The following is a 16,732-nucleotide window of genomic DNA, read 5'->3' as shown; positions in this document are numbered from 1 at the left end:
AAAGAGCTGGGGGCATTAAACAAGACGATCGGTGTAGTGGTCGCCTATCGTCCTCGCGGCAAGAAGATAGATCCCAAGAGGGAAGCGGGGGCGTAATTGGATACAGCCCCCATTGACGTTTACCGTCGGCAAATCGAAAAAGCCCTGCAAGCGGGAAATTCGACCGAGCACACCCATCGCCCTGCACTCAAGACCCTTATTGAAGCTCTCGCCAAGGGGGTGACGGCCACAAACGAGCCGAAGCGCGTCGAATGCGGCGCTCCCGACTTTGTAGTTTCCCGCAAGGCACATCACGGCCCGGTAACGCTCGGCTACATTGAAGCCAAAGACGTAGGCAAAGCCCTCGATGAAATCGAGCGGTCCGACCAGATGAAGCGGTATCTTCCCGCACTGCCCAATCTGATTCTCACCGACTACCTGGAATTTCGATGGTACATTGGCGGAAACCGTCGGCAATCGGCTAGGATCGCCCGCGTTTCCAAAGGCGGGAAGCTTGTCCCGGAAAAGGACGGGGCAAAAGCCGTTTCCGATCTGTTGACTGAGTTTCTCTCCCAAAAGGCAGAACCCATCAACGACCCGAAGACCCTAGCCCTTCGCATGGCCCGGCTAACGCATTTCATTCGCGACATGAATGTAGCGGCCTTTGAAAAGCAATCGGCTTCCGCCACTCTGCGGGATTTGCATAGGGCTTTTGAAGAGGCTCTCATCCCTGACTTGCCCATCCCTCAATTTGCGGATATGTTCGCCCAAACCCTCGCTTACGGCCTGTTTGCGGCGCGTTGCAATCATCGAGGGCCAGCAGGTTCATTCAAGCGATTGGGGGCCGCATCGGAGATTCCGAAAACCAACCCCTTCCTTCGGCAGCTCTTTGAAACCGTCACTGGCACGGCTCTTGACGATGAGCCTTTCGTGGGCTTTGTGGATGACCTGGCCCAACTCCTGGCCGACACTGACATCGACGCCGTGCTTGCAGACTTCGGCAAGCGGACGGCGCGGCAAGACCCCGTAGTCCACTTTTACGAAACTTTTCTTGCCGCCTACGACCCAAAGTTGCGCGAATCGCGCGGAGTCTATTACACGCCGGAACCTGTGGTTTCTTACATCGTTCGGTCCGTGGACCATCTCTTGAAGACGCATTTCGGATGCCCGAGCGGACTCGCGGACAGGACGACGGTTGAATACGAGAGAGAAGAAAAGAACGGCGGAAAGGCCAAGAGAGTCAAAGTCACATCTCCGCGCGTCCTAATTCTTGACCCCGCCTGTGGGACCGGAACGTTTCTCTATTCAGTGGTTGACCAAATTCGCACCGACTTTATTCGTCAAGGAAACGCGGGCATGTGGCCCGGCTATGTGCGGAATCACCTGCTGCCCCGCATCTTCGGTTTTGAATTGCTGATGGCCCCATATGCCGTCGCTCATTTCAAGCTGGGGATGCAACTTGCGGGGCAAGACTTACCGCCAGCGCAACGTGAGAAGTGGGCTTATGACTTTTCCGGGGATGAGCGGCTCGGAGTTTTCCTCACGAACACATTGGAAGAGGCAGAATGGCGAGCCCAAATGGAGTTTGGCTTTCTCCGGAGATTGACAGAAGAAGCCAATGCAACCGTTCGCATCAAGCGGGAGTTGCCCATACTCGCCGTTGTCGGAAACCCGCCGTATTCAGGGCACTCCGCAAATCGAAGTTGGGAAATTAAAAAAGGCAAGAGGGTGCGGACTTTTATCGGCCAGCTTATTGAGGATTACCACTCCGTGGACGGGCAGCCATTAGGCGAGAAAAACCCCAAGTGGCTCCAGGATGACTATGTGAAATTCATCCGCTGGGGCCAGTGGCGGATTGAGCGGACCGGCGCGGGGATTCTAGCGTTTATCACCAATAACGGTTACCTGGACAATCCCACGTTCCGGGGAATGCGCCAGCAGCTTATGAACGCTTTCACAGGAATATACATCCTGGATTTGCATGGCAGCAGCAAGAAGAAAGAAACCGCGCCGGACGGCTCAAAAGATGAAAATGTCTTCGATATTCAGCAAGGAGTCACTCTCGGAATCTTCATCAAAAAGCCCAATGAGCCCAGCCCGGCCAAGGTTTTTCACGCGGACCTTTGGGGACGGCGAGAAGCCAAATATAAGACGCTTTTTGAAGCAGATGTAAAAACAACGAATTGGGAGGAGCTTGACCCGCAGCCGCCTAGTTACCTCTTCATACCGCAAGAAACGAGGCTGAGAGCAGAATATGAGCGCGGATGGAAAGCCACGGATATAATGCCTCTCAATGCGATTGCGCTAAACTCACACCGCGACGACTTTGCAGTTGCGTTCGATAAAGCGGAACTAGAAAAGCGTATAGACGATTTGATTTCAAAGCAGGAAACCGATGAGGAGTTGAGAATCAAATACGGTCTCTACGATACATCGGACTTCAATCTGACAAGGGCACGGGTTTCTCTCAGGCGGGCGAAATCCCCACACACGTTTGCTGTTTCGTGTCTATATCGGCCCTTCGATTATCGCTTTCTACTTTGTCATTCAGAGATTCTGGACCGGCCCCGGCCAGAGCTGAATTCTCATTTTATTGGCCGTGAAAACCTTTCGCTTGTTACAACCCGCCAGACCCGTGAGCCATTCGCCACTCTCGCTGTGGATAGGATTTGCGGACAGCATAAGATTGTCGCCGCCTATGATGGCTCTTCAGTGTTCCCGCTGTTTCTATACCCTGATTCCGAGCACAATAAAAAGGGACAGGCCGAGCTAGACGTTCAAGCATCGCCGTGGCTCCCTGGCAAAGGCGGGCGGAAGCCGAACTTAAACCCCAAGTTTGTTGCGGACCTCGAAAAGAGGCTCAGATTTTCATTTGCGCTGGACGGCAAAGGCGATTTGAAAAAGACCTTTGGGCCGGAAGATGTTTTTGATTACATTTACGCGGTTTTCCACTCTCCCACCTACCGCGTCCGCTATGCGGAATTTCTCAAGAGCGATTTCCCCCGCGTACCGCTCACTTCAGATGTGAACCTTTTCCGCTCTCTGTGCGGTCTGGGCGGGAAGCTTGTCGCCTTGCATTTGCTCGGAGCACGCCAGCTCGAAAAACCAATTGCCCGCTACCCCGTCAACGGGTCTAATCTTGTCGAAAAGGGCTTCCCGAGGTATCTAGCACCTGGAGAGCCGGAGTTGGGGACCGGCACTCCGCTGAAAGCAGGCCGCGTGTATATCAACGGTTCAAAGCAGCAAACCCCGAGCGACGGCCAATACTTCGAAGGCGTCCCGCCCGAAGTCTGGAATTTCCATATCGGCGGCTATCAGGTCTGCGAGAAGTGGCTCAAGGACCGCGGGGGTCGCAAGCTGATCTATGCGGACCTGGAGCACTACTCCAAAGTCGTCACGGCCATTCAGGAGACGATTCACCTCATGGCCGAGATCGACGCTGCCATTCCCAACTGGCCGATCGAGTAAAGCCGCCAAAATGACGGCTCAGTTTTTATCTTCCAGCGCGGGGGCTGGGAGGGGGGTGCGAAAGGAGTTGAACGACATGAAGAAAAGTCTAGAGTCAAATATATAATTATCGACGTGAATGGACAGCGGGCAACAAATTTAGCGAGGTCGCGTAAATGAGAGTCTCCGCAGCTTACTTCAAGGTGATTCTGGTTTCGGTTTCGGCCGCGATGCTCACGATGCTCGGCGTGGGCGCATCCGCCATGGCGCAAGAGCTGCAAGGGCTCCAGGCACAGTCAGGACCGAGGCTGGATTTTCCGGCCGGGCTGGCGACCGACGGCCGCGCGATTTACGTTTCGAACAGCCGCAACAATACGATCGAGGCAATCGATGCGGCGTCGAAATCGCTCCGAATCGTTGCCGGCAAACTTTTCCAGCAAGGCAGCAACGACGGCGCTGGCGATTCGGCGCGCTTCAACAGCCCGGACGGAATGACGATCTCCGGGCAGGATCTCTATCTTTGCGACACCAACAATTCCGACATCCGCAAGATCAATGTCGGCAGCGGGACGGTCACCACGATTGCGGGGACGGCTAATATCTCGGGCACCGAAGACGGCACCGGCTCGGCGGCGCACTTCAACCTGCCCACGCAGATCGCGACCGACGGCGTCTCGCTGTACGTAGCCGACAGCGGCAACAGCTCGATCCGGCGCATCACGCTTGCCGACATGAAGGTCAAGACGATCGCGGGACAGCCGGGCACGCCGGGCAAGACCGAGGGAAATCAGGACAAGTCACAGTTCAGCGGCCCGCGCGGAGTCGCGGTGGACAAAAAAGCCATCTACGTCGCGGATACCGGCAATGACGTGATCCGCAAGATCGATATCTCGACGCTGCAGACCAGCACGATTGCGGGCACCGGCGAGGAAGGGGACAAAGACGGTCCCGCGCTGCAAGCGCAGTTCAACAATCCCGGCGCGATATGCACCGACGGAACGATGCTCTACGTGCTGGACGCCGACAATCATTCGATTCGCAAGATCGATCTCACCGCCAACACTGTAACCAAACTGACGCTGGTCAACGGCCATATCGGTTCGGGCTGCACGCTCGCCAGCGACGGCAAGCAGCTGTACTTCTCCGACACCACGGAAAACGCCGTGGAGGTCGTCGATACGAGCAGCGGCAACTTCACCACGCTCTATCCTCCGGGGCAGTAGGGCACGCGCGCCGGGCATCGCGTCTTGATCGATCTGCGCAGCGACACGGTTACGTTGCCGACGCCCGAGATGCGCGAGGCGATCGCGCGCGCCGAGCTGGGTGACGACGTTTACGGCGAAGACCCGAGCGTGAACCGGCTCGAAGCGATGGCGGCGTCGATGATGGGGAAAGAGGCGGCGTTGCTCGTGCCGAGCGGCACGATGGGCAATCTGGCCGCGATGCTGACGCATTGCGCGCGCGGGAGCAAGGCGATCGTCGGCTCGGAGTCGCACACCAATCTTTACGAGGCGGGCGGCGCGTCGGCTCTGGGAGGCATCGTGCTGACCGCGGTTGCCAACACCGACGACGGCGAGCTCGACGCGGACGATCTCGCGCGCGAGCTTGGGACGCCGGCGGACGATCATTTCGCGCAGCCGGCGCTGGTCGTCATCGAGAACACTCACAACCGATGCGGCGGCGCGCCGATCAAGCTATCGCACATGGCGGAAGTTTCCGACGCGGCGCATCGCCGAAAAATCCGGCTTCATCTTGACGGCGCGCGAATCTTCAACGCGGCGCTGGCGCTGGAAACGACACCCAGGGAAATCGCGAGCGTCGCGGATACGGTATCGTTTTGCCTGTCGAAGGGGCTTGGATGTCCGGTGGGCTCGATTCTGTGCGGGAGCCGCGAATTTATCGCCGGTGCGCGTCGGACCCGCAAAGTGCTGGGGGGAGGAATGCGGCAAGCGGGAATAATCGCGGTGGTGGGAATCGTCGCGCTGACCACGATGGTCGATCGGCTGGCCGAGGATCATCAGAATGCGCGCGCGCTGGCGCAGGGATTTGCGCTGGTCGCGGGACTGAACGTCCGTCCGGTTGAGAATCGGACCAACATGGTCGTATTCGACGTGGACGGCGACGCGGACGCATCGCGGCGTTTCGCGGCGGCGATGCAACAGCGGGGGGTGCTGATATCGCCGCGCGAGGCGACGTCTTTCCGCGCCGTGACGCATCATGGGATTTCGCGCGCCGATGTCGATCGAGCGGTCGCAGCGGCCGCACAAGCCGCCGGCGAAGTCTTCGGCGACTGAATCCTTCGATCGCGCGCATGGGAAATCACGAGATGGATTCGCTCGATTCGCTGTTCTCTCTGCGCGGGCGTCGCGGACTGGTAACCGGCGCGTCGTCCGGGTTGGGAGTGGAATGCGCAAGGGCGCTGGCGATTGCGGGCGCCGACGTTGCTCTGGTCGCGCGGCGCAAGGGTCGCGTCATGCGAATTGCGGCCGAGCTCGCGAAGACGCACGGCGTCAAGGCGATCGGAATCGGCGCCGACGTGACGCGCGAGGACGACCTCGATCGCGTGATGGCCGAGACGTCGGCCGCGCTTGGCGACGTGGACATCCTGGTGAACAACGCGGGCGTGTCGCCGACGGGGCGCGCCGAGAATTTCAAGCGCGATGCGTGGGACGAAGCGATCGCTGTGAATCTGACCGCGCCGATGATGCTCGCACAGCGCGTCGCGCGCCGGCTCATCGAGACCGGCCAACCGGGCCGAATCATCAACATGGTTTCGATCTATGCGTCGGTGGCGAGTTCGGTGTACCGGCTGTCGGCATACGCGGCGACCAAGGCGGCGTTGGCGAATTTGACGCGTCAGCTGGCGGTCGAATGGGCCGGCTATGGAATTCTGGTCAACGCAATCGCGCCGGGATGGATTCCCACCGAGGCCACCGAAGGCGGAATCGCGAAGCCCGCGAACAAGGAACGGATGGAGGCGTTTACGCCGATGAAGCGGCTGGGGCTCCCGCATGAGATTCGCGGCGCGGTGATCTTCCTTGCCAGCGCGGCTTCAAGCTACGTTACGGGTTCGGTAATTTCGGTGGACGGCGGATACCAGGCGTGGTGAAAGCGGCGCGTGTCCGATCGCAAAGCTTGCGAAACGCGCCGCCGCAATCTCCGGGCAGTCGTTAGATTAGGAGTCGGGATGAACGGCACCGGGCTTCGGGCGCAACTATTCCGGCGCAAGCCGGCGGCGGCCTTGATGGCGGAAGCCGAGTCGCGCTCGGGCGGCCTCAAACGGGCTCTGGGAGCGCTCGATCTCACGCTGCTCGGGATCGGTGCGATCGTCGGTGCGGGAATTTTCGTGCTGACCGGCGTCGCCGCGGCAAGAGACGCCGGCCCCGCGATCGTTGTCTCGTTCGTGGTGTCGGGATTCGCGTGCGCGATGGCGGCGCTGTGCTACGCGGAGTTCGCGGCGATGATCCCGGTGGCGGGCAGCGCGTATTCATATTCGTACGCCACGATGGGCGAGCTGGTCGCATGGATCATCGGCTGGGACCTGGTGCTCGAGTACGCCGTTGGCGCTGCCACCGTTGCCTCCGGCTGGTCGGGATACCTGGCGATCCTGCTGAAAGGTCTCGGCATAGAACTTCCACGCGCATGGACTCACGCGCCGTTTTCGACACCCGGGGCGATCATGAATCTGCCTGCGTTGGTTATCGTGTTGTTGATCAGCTACGTGCTCTACATCGGCATTTCAGAGAGCGCGCGGCTGAACTCGATAATCGTCGGGCTCAAGTTGTTCGTCATCGGGGCTGTGATCGTGGTCGGCGCGTTTTTCGTGAAGCCCGCCAACTGGAGTCCGTTTGCGCCGATGGGGTGGAGCGGCGTTATGCGCGGCGCCGGTGTTATATTCTTCGCATATATTGGATTCGATGCGGTCTCGACGGCGGCCGAGGAAGTCATCGATCCGAAGCGCGACCTGCCGCTCGGCATCCTCGGTTCGCTGTTGGTGTGTACTGTGCTGTATATCCTGGTCGCCGGAGTCCTGACCGGTATGGTGCCTGCCAAGGGTATCGACATTACGGCGCCGCTCGCGTCCGCATTTCTGGAGAGGGGGATGCATGCCATTTCGGGGCTAATCTCGCTGGGTGCCGTCGCCGGATTGACCTCCGTGTTGTTGGTGCTGATGCTTGGACAGTCGCGAGTTTTTTTTGCAGTATCGCGCGACGGATTACTGCCGCCCGCGTTCAGCAAGATACATCCGAAATATCGCACGCCGTATATTCCGACGACCTTGACGGGAATCGCAGTCGGTATCGCCGCGGCGTTTCTGCCGATTGACGAACTGGGGGAAATGACCAGCATCGGCACGCTCTTCGCCTTCGTGCTGGTGTGCATCGGAGTCTGGATTCTCCGCAACTCAGAGCCGCAGCTGCGCCGACCGTTTCGCACGCCGCTGGTTCCTCTGGTTCCCATTCTCGGCGCGTTCTTCTGCCTGTACCTGATGGCCAGCCTGAGAGAGGCGACGTGGTACCGCCTGCTAGTATGGCTGGGGATCGGGCTGGTCATCTACTTCAGTTATGGCCGCTTCCATAGCCGGGTGCAGAACAACGCCGTCGAGCGCGCCGCCGCGTCGGGAAGATAGGCAGGATTTAAGACCGCTATTGGCCGGAGCGGTCGGCGGCCTTCTGCGCGGCTGCTGCGGCGGCGGAGGCGGCGGCGCGGGTCCGGGCGGCCTTTTCCATCGCAGCCTTGCGCTGCTCGCCGCGAGCGAGGTTCTGGTTCATTTGCCTGGCGCCCGCGACGCCGAGATCCTGCGATTCCCACTTGGGCTTCGCGACGGAGACCCATTGCTTTCCGTCGAGCGCGTAGGTGAAGACCAGGTACTTGAGCTTGCCGGTGGCGAGGCCCTTGGCTGTTCCCGGCTTGGCAGGGTCGTACTCGACGCCGCCGAGCTTGCAGCTCACAACGAGATGATTATGCGGGCCGTAGGTCGGCAGGTACTCGAACTTTTGCTGCAAATCGATGTACTGCCGGCCCTCGGCCTTTTTTTCATCCTGCTCGGCAAAGTAAGGCGCGACGACATCGGAAAGTTTATCCTGGAGCGACTGCTGGAGGGCAGGCGAGAGGTCTTTTTGCGCGCGTGCGTGCTGCAAGTCCATCGCATATGCACGCGAGGCATCCAGCGAAAACGAAAGCGCGGCCGCAAGGGCGACCGCGCTGAACATCTTGAGATTTTTCATGGCATCCCGGCCACCATCATAGTGGACGATTGACCGGGCGCAAATATTTACGGGCTGGGACTGTTGAGCCCGCGGCCGAACGACGCGACCTGCGACTGCCATTGCTCGCCGAAGGCCAGGATCAGCACCTGCTGATTGATGTGCGCGTCCTTGGTCAGCGATTTCATCGAGCCGCCACCTGCCGTAGCCAGCACTTTGTACGCCGCCTGCGTCTGCCGGTAGAACTCCGGCAACGGCGAGATTTTCGGCGGCTCCTCGCGATGCACCTTGAGCCAGAACTCGCGCTCGAAGCGCTCGTGCTCCTCGGCCGCCACGTCCACCGTGTTGAAGGTGCCGTTGTTGGATTTGAACTGCCGGATCAGCGCGAGCAGCGGCGCGAAGTCCTCCTTGTGCGGGGGAGAATCGCCGACCAGCACCACCACCTTTTTTGCATAGGGCTTCCAGTCCATCTTGTCCATCGCCGTCTCGCACGCGCCAAACGTATCCTCTTCCCACTCGCCGCCACCCATCGCCTGAATGCCATTGAGGAAGTCGCTGAGCTTTTGCGGTGACAGCGTCAGCGGCTGGATATTCCTCTTCTCGCCCTTGCCGCCGAACACGATTATTCCGATTCGCGCGATCGGCACCAGCCGGTGAATCGACTGCACCAACTGCTGCATCTTGGCCTTGACGTCGTCGATGATCAGTTTCATCGAGCCGGTCCCGTCAATGACCAGCACCACGTCCAGTCCCTTGCGCCTAAGCTCACCGATGAACCCGCCGAAGCCCGAGCCGATGCCGTGACCGTAGCCCGAGCCCATGCCGCCGCCACGGCCAATCCCGATGCCGCCGCCGCCGGCTGCGCGCACGTAGTCATTGGCCAGTCCAACCGCCTGCGAGGTGTCGACCGCGGTCGGCTGCTCCATCTGCTGCGGCGCCGTGTCGGGCATCGGCACTTCGGGCATGTCGAGATCCTGCATCTCGTTGCCGCCACCGCCGCCGCCGCCCGCTTCGAGGTTCACCATGATCAACTCGCGCCCGCGCTGCTCGTGCACCGTGATGATCAGGAAGAGCAGGGCGAGGACGTGAAGGGCGACCGACAGCGGAAAGGGGCCGATCAGCAGTCCGAGCGCATCTTTCATCTTCTGAAGACGGGTCGCGTCAGCTTCGTCTTCTTCGCGGCGCGCCTCGGCCTCAAGCTCTCGTTTGCCGATAATGCGGTAGAAGATGAAAGCGACGACGAACGTCGAGAGGACAAGCAAAATAATTATTGCTGCGATCATATAAAAACGTGCTCCCCGCTTGGGCTACGCTTGGCGCGGCCGAGGCCGAGATCCTCATTCACTAGACTTAAAGCCGCGCGATCGTCGCGGCGACGCGTGAACCGTCCGAAAATCAAATTCCTACGCTCCGCCTCCCGGCGCTCTGGCAGAGGCGCCCCCGGGAGGGAGAGAAGACACGGCGATAGCGATAGCTTCCGCGCCGGCCGACTTGGCCATATCCAGAATACGAACCATATCACCAAGTATAACCTTTGGGTCGCCCTGGAAAATCACAATTTTGTCGGTCGAATTCGCAAGCGCGTCATGAAGCTGGAGCACCAACTCGGGCTCGGTGACCTGCTTGTCGCCCAAATAGATCAGATGGTCGGCGGTGTACGTCACGATAATGCCCTTGGGCTTTTCGTTGGGGTTGGTCTGAGCTTCAGCTTTGGGCAAATCGACGTGGGCCGCGGATTCAATTGTCACCGCAGTCGTCACCATAAAGATGATCAGCAGGACGAGAAAGATATCGGTCAACGGGGTGATGTTGATATCGGAGAACACCCCGCCGCCTTTGTTACTACTCATTGCCATGGGCAAATACCTCTGCGGGTATCGATGCTCAGGTCAGCCACCGGGGCCGGCCCGATCAACCTCCACCACCTGAGGAGTTGGCTAGTTGCGCACCGGTGACCCGCTTGGCCGCGATTGCAATTTGTTCGGCGCCGGCGGCCTTGGCGATATTCAGGATTCGCACCATGTCGCCGAGCAGCACTTTGCGATCACCCTGGAACACGACGATCTTCTGGTCCACTTTGCCCAGCGCCTCGCTCAGGCTCGAGCGGAGTTCACGCTCGGGAACGTCCTTCGAGTTCACGAACAACTCGTGCTGGGCGGTATATGTCACGATGACGCCCTTGTTCTCCGGCGCGGTATTGGTCGCGTTGGGCAGATCGACGTGGGCGGCAGATTCGATCGTGACAGAAGTCGTGACCATGAAGATGATCAGCAGAACCAGGAAGATATCGGTCAGCGGCGTGATATTGATGTCGGCGAAAACGCCGCCACCAGCGCCACCATGGGGTCCGCTAATTGCCACGCGCTTGTCTCCCCTGGAGTGTGGCGTCGATCAGGCGGTCGTCGTTGATGTGCTGGATGGCGCTGATGTTCTCAATCTTGACCGAGAAATAGTTGTAGAAGATAACCGCGACGATCGCGACAGCGAGTCCAAGCGCCGTCGAAATCAACGCTTCCGAAATACCGGCTGCGACGACCGAGAAACCGCCGGTGCCCATGATTGCCATCGATTGGAACGCCCGGAGGATACCAACGACCGTGCCGAACAGCCCAATGAACGGAGCCGATGCGCCCGCGGTCGCGAGCACCCAGATGTAGCGCTTGAACTCGAGGCCTTCCTGGTAACGGCGCTCGTCGTCGAGCTCGAGCAGATGATCCCTGTCCATCGTCTGCGAACCCGAGATGAGGGTGTGATAGATGCGCTCGGCCGCCGTGGCGCGCGCCTGCGTGGCCTGCAACGCTTCGTTGAACTTGCCCTGCCGCAGCTGCGGAATCAGCGAATCAGCCAGCTTCGCCGTCTTGGGTCCGACACCCCACAGCGCCCATACGCGTTCAAAAATTATCGCCAGACAGACTACCGAAATGAACAGCAGGGGATACGTTGCATAGTAGCCCTGCTGAATCATCGACAAAATACCGAAGTTGCTTTGCATCTCTTAATCCTCTCGAGTTTGAAATAGATCTGAGCGGCGAAACTCTGGCCCCGCTCGAACTGTTGCGTAACTGCCTTTGCGGTTCTCCCTTGAACCGGTCGCGAACCCTATTTTTCACAGATTGGGCTCTCACCCGCCGGTCAAGTCGTCTGTGATGGCGCGAAAAGTTTGAATGCAACAATAGACAGTATTTGTCAAGAGTCGCCGCGCGCGAACCTAAAAATAATTGACCAATATTGACCAATTCGCCTGCGATTGCAAATGAGCGAATCCCACGTTCGCGCAAACGCTCACACCACGCTCGATCATCGGGTCCGCATCCCGTTTACTCTACGCCATTGGCCATGCTGGCGACTACCGTAAACTGGTCGCTCGCGACACCGCGAAGTATCTTTTTGCCTTGACTTCTTGGCCCCTCACGTCTATCCAGAAACTTGCCAGAACACGCCGTAGGCTGACCGCGAACGCGGTCGTTGTTTTATTGGTCGATTGACGCTTTTGAGAAATCTGAACTCACCATTGATTAAGACGGTGCATCGGCCTGTTTTGTTCAGGCGGGCTGCGCTAGCTGCCACGTGCATGTTCGGATTCATGGCTTGCAAAACCGCGCCGGTAGCCGCTCCCGTCGCACCCCCTGCCGTGCAAGCCTCGATGACCGCGCCCGACGAGCCCAGCCAGGCGTTGCCACCGGATCTGTACAAGTCGATGCCGATATATCCGGGCGCCAAGATCGAACACGTCCGCAAACCCAAGGGTGCGATGCGCGAGATTCTGTTCAGCGCCGACGCGCAGATGCCCCAGATGGTTGCGTTTTACAAGGACGAGCTGAAGAAGAACGACTTTCACATCACCTCGTCGCTGATCATGCCGGCGCGCAAAATCTGGTCGTGCGATTTCCACTACAACGGGAGTCCCGGCAGCATCATGCTGTTCCCGAGCGACCAGGATAAGTCGAAGATGACAATCGACCTTATCTACGAGCTGCCCGCGCATCTGGACGAATCCATGATGGAACCCAAAGAAGACTTTGATGTAGAAGGACCGGGCGAAATCGCCCAACAAGCTCCAAATCCCAGCGAGAAAGAGAAGAGGAATTAGGAAGATGGCACTATTAACAGGCAAAGTTGCAGTGATTACCGGCGCCGGCCGCGGCATCGGGCGCGAAGAGGCGTTGTTGCTGGCCAAGCATGGGGCCAAGGTCGTCGTCAACGATCTCGGCGGCCACTTCGACGGGACAGGGCAGTCGCGTTCCCCGGCCGAGGACGTGGTCAAGGAAATCCGCTCCGCCGGCGGCGAGGCAGTCGCCAACTTCGAGAGCGTGACCGACTTCAAGGCCGCCAAGCGGATCCTCGATTGCGCGATCGACAACTTCGGCAAGCTCAACATCGTCGTCAACAACGCAGGCATCCTGCGCGACCGCATGATGTTCAACATGAGCGAAGAAGACTGGGACGCGGTCGTTTCGGTCCATCTGAAAGGCTCGTTCAACGTCGCCCGCCATGCGACCGCCTACTGGCGCGAACAGCACAAGGCCGGCAACGTGCTCAATGGCCGGCTCATCAACACCAGCTCCGACTCGGGCATCCTGGGCAACGCGGGACAGAGCAACTACGGATCGGCAAAGGCGGCGGTCGCCGCGATGGCGATAATCGTGGATCGCGAGATGAGCCGCTACGGCGTCACCGCAAATGCGATCGCGCCGATAGCGCGCTCGCGGCTTACCGTCGACGCGACTCCGCAGACCGCCGCCGGCATGGCGCAGAAGCCGGGAGAATGGGATGCGTTCACGCCCGCTCACGTGGCGCCGATAGTCGTGTGGCTGGCCAGCGACGACGCCAAAGACGTTCACGGCGAAGTGTTCCGCGTCGGCATGGGCAACGTGTGGCTGATGCGCGGATGGCATACCGGCGCCAAGGTCTCGAAGAAGGGCTCGATGTGGGAGCCGGCGGAACTAGGCGCCAAGCTCAAGGAAGAGCTCGCCAAGGGTGTGACCAAGAAAGAGAGCATGGGCGAGGTGATGGGCGGGGGCGCGTAGATTTTTGACGGCTGAGACGAAACCGAGGAGCGCGGCTCGTCGCGAGCCGCGCTTTCGTTACATCCTGTTCATTTGCGCCGCCAACACCGCGCGCAGCGTGATGGCCGAGCATATCCTGCGACGCGAACTCGACGCGCTCGGCTTCGACCATCGGATCACGATCACATCGGCGGGAATCGCTCCCTACGCCCGCGACGGGGCGTTGGTTTCGCTCGATACGCGGATGGCGCTGCGCGATGTCGGTATCGATATCGGAGACCAAGCGACTTCAACCGACCTGAAACGGCATCCCGAGATGCTCGAGCAGACCGATCTCATCATCGCGATGACCGAGCAGCAGGCGCGCGAGTTGGTCGAGCGATTTCCCGGCGCGGCGGGGCGGCCGGTGTTCACGCTGCGTTCGTTCGCGGGTGAGGCAGGCGATATCGACGACCCCTACGAAAAGGGGGATCTCGTATTCGCCGAATGCCGTGAGGAGATTCATCGGCTCGTTCCGACGATCATCGAACGCCTGTTTCATCGTTAGCGCGGGACCGCGTCGCGCGGGATCAGCGGGATCATAATGACCATGGAATTCAGAAATCCGCCGGACGCCGAGATTCGCGCGATTTTAGCGCGGCCAGCCACGGTCGCGGTCGTGGGATGCTCCGACAATCCGGCGCGCGACTCGCTTCGAATTGCAAAATTGCTCAAAAGCCGCGGTTTCAAGGTAATTCCGGTCAATCCGCAGCTCGGCGCCGATGCGCTGCGCGGCGCTCTCGGAGAGAAGTGCTATCCCGATCTGGTGTCGATTCCCGAGCCGATTGAGATCGTGGACGTGTTTCGGCGATCGGAGTTCGTGCCGGAAATCGTCGAAGACGCGATCGCCAAAGGTGCGCGCGTGCTGTGGTGTCAGCTCGGCGTAGTCAACCTCGACGCGGCCCGCCGCGCGGATCAAGCCGGGATGACGGTGGTGATGGATCGATGCCCGGCGATCGAATACGCGCGATTGTTCTAAGCCAAGGTCGCGCAGGCGGAATTTTCTGATGAAGCCGCGCAGGTGGAGGACGCTCAAGAGCGACATCGCCTACCGGACGCCGATTTTCGATCTCCATCGACGGCGCTCGACGCATTCGCGGCGCGGCGAACGCGACTTCTTCATTCTCGACGCGCCCAACTGGGTGAATATCATTCCGATCGCGAACAGTGGCGATGTCGTGATGATTCGCCAATGGCGTCACGGCATCTCCGAGTTCACGCTCGAGGTGCCCGGCGGGATGGTCGATCCCGAGGATCCGTCGCCGATGCATGCCGCGCGGCGCGAGATGATCGAGGAGACGGGGTTCGATTCGGACACGATCGTGGAACTTGGCAAGGTGCATCCGAATCCCGCAATCCAGGGCAACATCTGTTTCTCGTTTCTTGCAGACAAGGTGCGCCAAGTCGAAAGGGTGGTATCGATCGGCGACGAAGAGACCGAGGTCGTGCTGGTGCCGATGCGCGAAATACGCGGCCTGATCGCGTCGGGCAAGGTCATGCATGCGCTGACAATCGCCGCATTTTCGTTTCTGCACGTGTACAACCCGCCGCCGAAGGCCCGCCGCAGGAAGTAGCCGTGCTGCCGCATTGACAGCCGCCGGAGCGTGCCCTAGCCTTGACGGTTTGCTAGACTACAGAAACAAACCGACTGGGCCGGAGCCGCTTACCTCGACCTGCCGCAACTGAATTTTTACCCATGTTTGACACGCTCAGCGACCGCCTGGAAGGGGTCTTCAGAAAACTCAAGGGCCACGGGCGCATCACCGAGCGCAATATCGAGGATGCGCTGCGCGAAGTCCGGCTCGCGCTGCTCGAAGCCGACGTCAATATCAAGGTCGTTCGCGATTTTATCGAGCACGTCAAGACCAAGGCGCTCGGCGAGGAAGTGCTCCGCTCGCTCACGCCCGAGCAGCATCTAATCAAGTTCGTCGCGACCGAGCTGCAAAACGCGATGGGCGGTTCGGCGCGCGAGCTCGATCTGAAGGTCAAGCCGCCCGTCAAGATCATGGTGGTGGGCCTGCAGGGCTCGGGCAAGACGACTTCGATTGCGAAGCTCGCGCTGTGGCTCAAGTCGGAACGCAAGCGCCATCCGATTTTGGCGTCCACCGACGTTTATCGCCCGGCCGCGATGGAGCAATTGCGCGTGCTCGGCGCGCAGGCGCAAATTCCAGTCGTCGAGAGCCGCGAAGATCAGAATCCGATCGAGATCGCGTCGCGCGCGCTGGCCCGGGCCGAGACGGGCGGGCATGACGCGGTGCTTATCGACACCGCCGGCCGCTTGCAGATCGACGAAGAGCTGATGGATGAGCTGGTGCGCCTGAAGGCCGCGCTGAACCCGCATCACATCATATTCGTCGCCGACGCGATGACCGGGCAGGAAGCCGCCAACGTGGCGGCTGGATTTCACGAGCGGTTGGGAATTTCGGGCGTGATTCTGACCAAGCTCGACTCCGACGCTCGGGGCGGCGCGGCGCTTTCGGTGCGGACTATAACCGGGGCGCCGATTCTGTTTGCGGCCACGGGCGAGAAACTCGACGCGTTCGAGATTTTCTATCCGGACCGGCTGACCTCGCGCATCCTCGGGATGGGCGATGTGCTGACGCTGATCGAAAAGGCGCAGCAGAACTACGATCAGACCAAGGCCAAGGAGCTCGAGCGCAAGTTCAAGAAGAACGAATTCACAATCACGGACTTCGCCGAGCAGATCAAGGCGATCAAGAAGATGGGATCGCTTGGCGATCTGATGGGAATGATCCCCGGGCTCAAAAAAGTGGCGGGCGCGGCGGATTCCGAAGAGGCGAAACGCGAGCTGGAGCGCATCCAGGCGATTATCGACTCGATGACGCTGCAGGAGCGCGGCAACCATCTGATTATCAACGGGCGCCGGCGCGCGCGAATCGCCACCGGCAGCGGCACGTCTGTGCAGGACGTGAATCGTTTTCTCAAACAGTTCGAGCAGACGCGCAAAATGATGAAGAAAATCACCCGCATGGGCGCGGGAAAAATGATGATGCGCGGACTGGGGCTCGGCAGCTAGAATAAGTAACAGGAGAA

General features: G+C 59.9%; 16 protein-coding genes. 11 read left to right on the top strand and 5 right to left on the bottom strand.

The genetic code is table 11. The annotated features are described in order from the left end of the window. Positions 1-96: 96 nt before the first annotated feature. From ABR989_RS05415 to ABR989_RS05395, 5 genes are all read left to right on the top strand, one after another. Positions 97-3,447: a type ISP restriction/modification enzyme gene (locus tag ABR989_RS05415; RefSeq protein WP_428126289.1), complete on the top strand. Its 3,351-nt coding sequence runs from the start codon at positions 97-99 to the stop codon at positions 3,445-3,447. Positions 3,448-3,602: 155 nt separating this feature from the next. Then, positions 3,603-4,649, top strand: coding sequence for an NHL repeat-containing protein (locus ABR989_RS05410; protein WP_428126287.1), 1,047 nt, complete (start codon positions 3,603-3,605; stop codon positions 4,647-4,649). A gap of 24 nt (positions 4,650-4,673) precedes the next feature. Beyond that, entirely contained in the window at positions 4,674-5,720 is a 1,047-nt protein-coding gene (gene ltaE / locus ABR989_RS05405; protein WP_428126285.1) for a low-specificity L-threonine aldolase, read from the top strand. A gap of 32 nt (positions 5,721-5,752) precedes the next feature. Continuing rightward, positions 5,753-6,535, top strand: coding sequence for an SDR family NAD(P)-dependent oxidoreductase (locus ABR989_RS05400; protein ID WP_428126283.1), 783 nt, complete (start codon positions 5,753-5,755; stop codon positions 6,533-6,535). Between the two features lie 78 nt (positions 6,536-6,613). After that, positions 6,614-8,056, top strand: coding sequence for an amino acid permease (locus ABR989_RS05395; protein ID WP_428126281.1), 1,443 nt, complete (start codon positions 6,614-6,616; stop codon positions 8,054-8,056). 16 nt (positions 8,057-8,072) lie between these two features. Here the strand turns inward: ABR989_RS05395 and ABR989_RS05390 are convergent, their stop codons facing one another. The 5 genes from ABR989_RS05390 to ABR989_RS05370 form a co-directional block, all read right to left on the bottom strand. Continuing rightward, the gene (locus ABR989_RS05390) at positions 8,073-8,654 is read right to left on the bottom strand and encodes a hypothetical protein (protein ID WP_428126279.1); all 582 of its coding nucleotides are present in this window, start codon (positions 8,652-8,654) and stop codon (positions 8,073-8,075) included. 47 nt (positions 8,655-8,701) lie between these two features. Beyond that, on the bottom strand, positions 8,702-9,916 hold the full coding sequence (locus tag ABR989_RS05385; RefSeq protein ID WP_428126277.1) for a vWA domain-containing protein: 1,215 nt from the start codon (positions 9,914-9,916) through the stop codon (positions 8,702-8,704). Between the two features lie 120 nt (positions 9,917-10,036). Further along, complete coding sequence (locus ABR989_RS05380) at positions 10,037-10,483, bottom strand: ExbD/TolR family protein (protein WP_428126274.1); 447 nt, start codon at positions 10,481-10,483, stop codon at positions 10,037-10,039. Positions 10,484-10,544: 61 nt separating this feature from the next. Then, positions 10,545-10,994: an ExbD/TolR family protein gene (locus ABR989_RS05375; protein WP_428126272.1), complete on the bottom strand. Its 450-nt coding sequence runs from the start codon at positions 10,992-10,994 to the stop codon at positions 10,545-10,547. Beyond that, positions 10,984-11,625 carry a MotA/TolQ/ExbB proton channel family protein gene (locus tag ABR989_RS05370; protein WP_428126269.1) on the bottom strand — a complete coding sequence of 214 codons (642 nt, stop codon included), beginning with the start codon at positions 11,623-11,625 and terminating at the stop codon, positions 10,984-10,986. Before ABR989_RS05370 ends, ABR989_RS05375 begins: the two co-directional genes overlap by 11 nt. Before the next feature lie 591 nt (positions 11,626-12,216). On the opposite strand from ABR989_RS05370, the gene ABR989_RS05365 reads away from it, so the two are divergent. The 6 genes from ABR989_RS05365 to ffh all read left to right on the top strand — a co-directional run bounded on the left by ABR989_RS05365 (position 12,217) and on the right by ffh (position 16,715). After that, on the top strand, positions 12,217-12,723 hold the full coding sequence (locus ABR989_RS05365; protein ID WP_428126267.1) for a hypothetical protein: 507 nt from the start codon (positions 12,217-12,219) through the stop codon (positions 12,721-12,723). A 4-nt stretch (positions 12,724-12,727) separates the two neighbouring features. Then, positions 12,728-13,660, top strand: a complete 933-nt coding sequence (locus tag ABR989_RS05360; RefSeq protein WP_428126265.1) for an SDR family oxidoreductase — start codon at positions 12,728-12,730, stop codon at positions 13,658-13,660. A gap of 4 nt (positions 13,661-13,664) precedes the next feature. Beyond that, positions 13,665-14,186: an arsenate reductase/protein-tyrosine-phosphatase family protein gene (locus ABR989_RS05355; protein WP_428126263.1), complete on the top strand. Its 522-nt coding sequence runs from the start codon at positions 13,665-13,667 to the stop codon at positions 14,184-14,186. Between the two features lie 42 nt (positions 14,187-14,228). Then, entirely contained in the window at positions 14,229-14,657 is a 429-nt protein-coding gene (locus ABR989_RS05350) for a CoA-binding protein (protein ID WP_428126261.1), read from the top strand. A gap of 28 nt (positions 14,658-14,685) precedes the next feature. After that, the gene (locus ABR989_RS05345; protein WP_428126259.1) at positions 14,686-15,252 is read left to right on the top strand and encodes an NUDIX hydrolase; all 567 of its coding nucleotides are present in this window, start codon (positions 14,686-14,688) and stop codon (positions 15,250-15,252) included. 122 nt (positions 15,253-15,374) lie between these two features. Continuing rightward, positions 15,375-16,715 carry a signal recognition particle protein gene (gene ffh, locus ABR989_RS05340; RefSeq protein ID WP_428126257.1) on the top strand — a complete coding sequence of 447 codons (1,341 nt, stop codon included), beginning with the start codon at positions 15,375-15,377 and terminating at the stop codon, positions 16,713-16,715. Positions 16,716-16,732 lie beyond the last annotated feature (17 nt).

This window comes from Binatus soli (SeqCode) (assembly GCF_050015535.1).
In the GTDB taxonomy this organism is placed as follows: domain Bacteria; phylum Desulfobacterota; class Binatia; order Binatales; family Binataceae; genus Binatus; species Binatus soli.
The sequence above is the reverse complement of the archived record's forward strand: the minus strand, read 5'-3'. Positions and strand labels throughout refer to the sequence as shown.

Bases quoted from the DNA above. Each gene is read 5' to 3' on its own strand.
- ABR989_RS05360 (WP_428126265.1), top strand. From the start codon at position 12,728: ATGGCACTATTAACAGGCAAAGTTGCAGTGATTACCGGCGCCGGCCGC.
- ABR989_RS05350 (WP_428126261.1), top strand. From the start codon at position 14,229: ATGGAATTCAGAAATCCGCCGGACGCCGAGATTCGCGCGATTTTAGCG.
- ABR989_RS05345 (WP_428126259.1), top strand. From the start codon at position 14,686: ATGAAGCCGCGCAGGTGGAGGACGCTCAAGAGCGACATCGCCTACCGG.
- ABR989_RS05400 (WP_428126283.1), top strand. From the start codon at position 5,753: ATGGATTCGCTCGATTCGCTGTTCTCTCTGCGCGGGCGTCGCGGACTG.
- ABR989_RS05395 (WP_428126281.1), top strand. From the start codon at position 6,614: ATGAACGGCACCGGGCTTCGGGCGCAACTATTCCGGCGCAAGCCGGCG.
- ABR989_RS05370 (WP_428126269.1), bottom strand. From the start codon at position 11,625: ATGCAAAGCAACTTCGGTATTTTGTCGATGATTCAGCAGGGCTACTAT.
- ABR989_RS05380 (WP_428126274.1), bottom strand. From the start codon at position 10,483: ATGAGTAGTAACAAAGGCGGCGGGGTGTTCTCCGATATCAACATCACC.
- ABR989_RS05390 (WP_428126279.1), bottom strand. From the start codon at position 8,654: ATGAAAAATCTCAAGATGTTCAGCGCGGTCGCCCTTGCGGCCGCGCTT.
- ABR989_RS05385 (WP_428126277.1), bottom strand. From the start codon at position 9,916: ATGATCGCAGCAATAATTATTTTGCTTGTCCTCTCGACGTTCGTCGTC.
- ffh (WP_428126257.1), top strand. From the start codon at position 15,375: ATGTTTGACACGCTCAGCGACCGCCTGGAAGGGGTCTTCAGAAAACTC.
- ABR989_RS05365 (WP_428126267.1), top strand. From the start codon at position 12,217: ATGGCTTGCAAAACCGCGCCGGTAGCCGCTCCCGTCGCACCCCCTGCC.
- ABR989_RS05410 (WP_428126287.1), top strand. From the start codon at position 3,603: ATGAGAGTCTCCGCAGCTTACTTCAAGGTGATTCTGGTTTCGGTTTCG.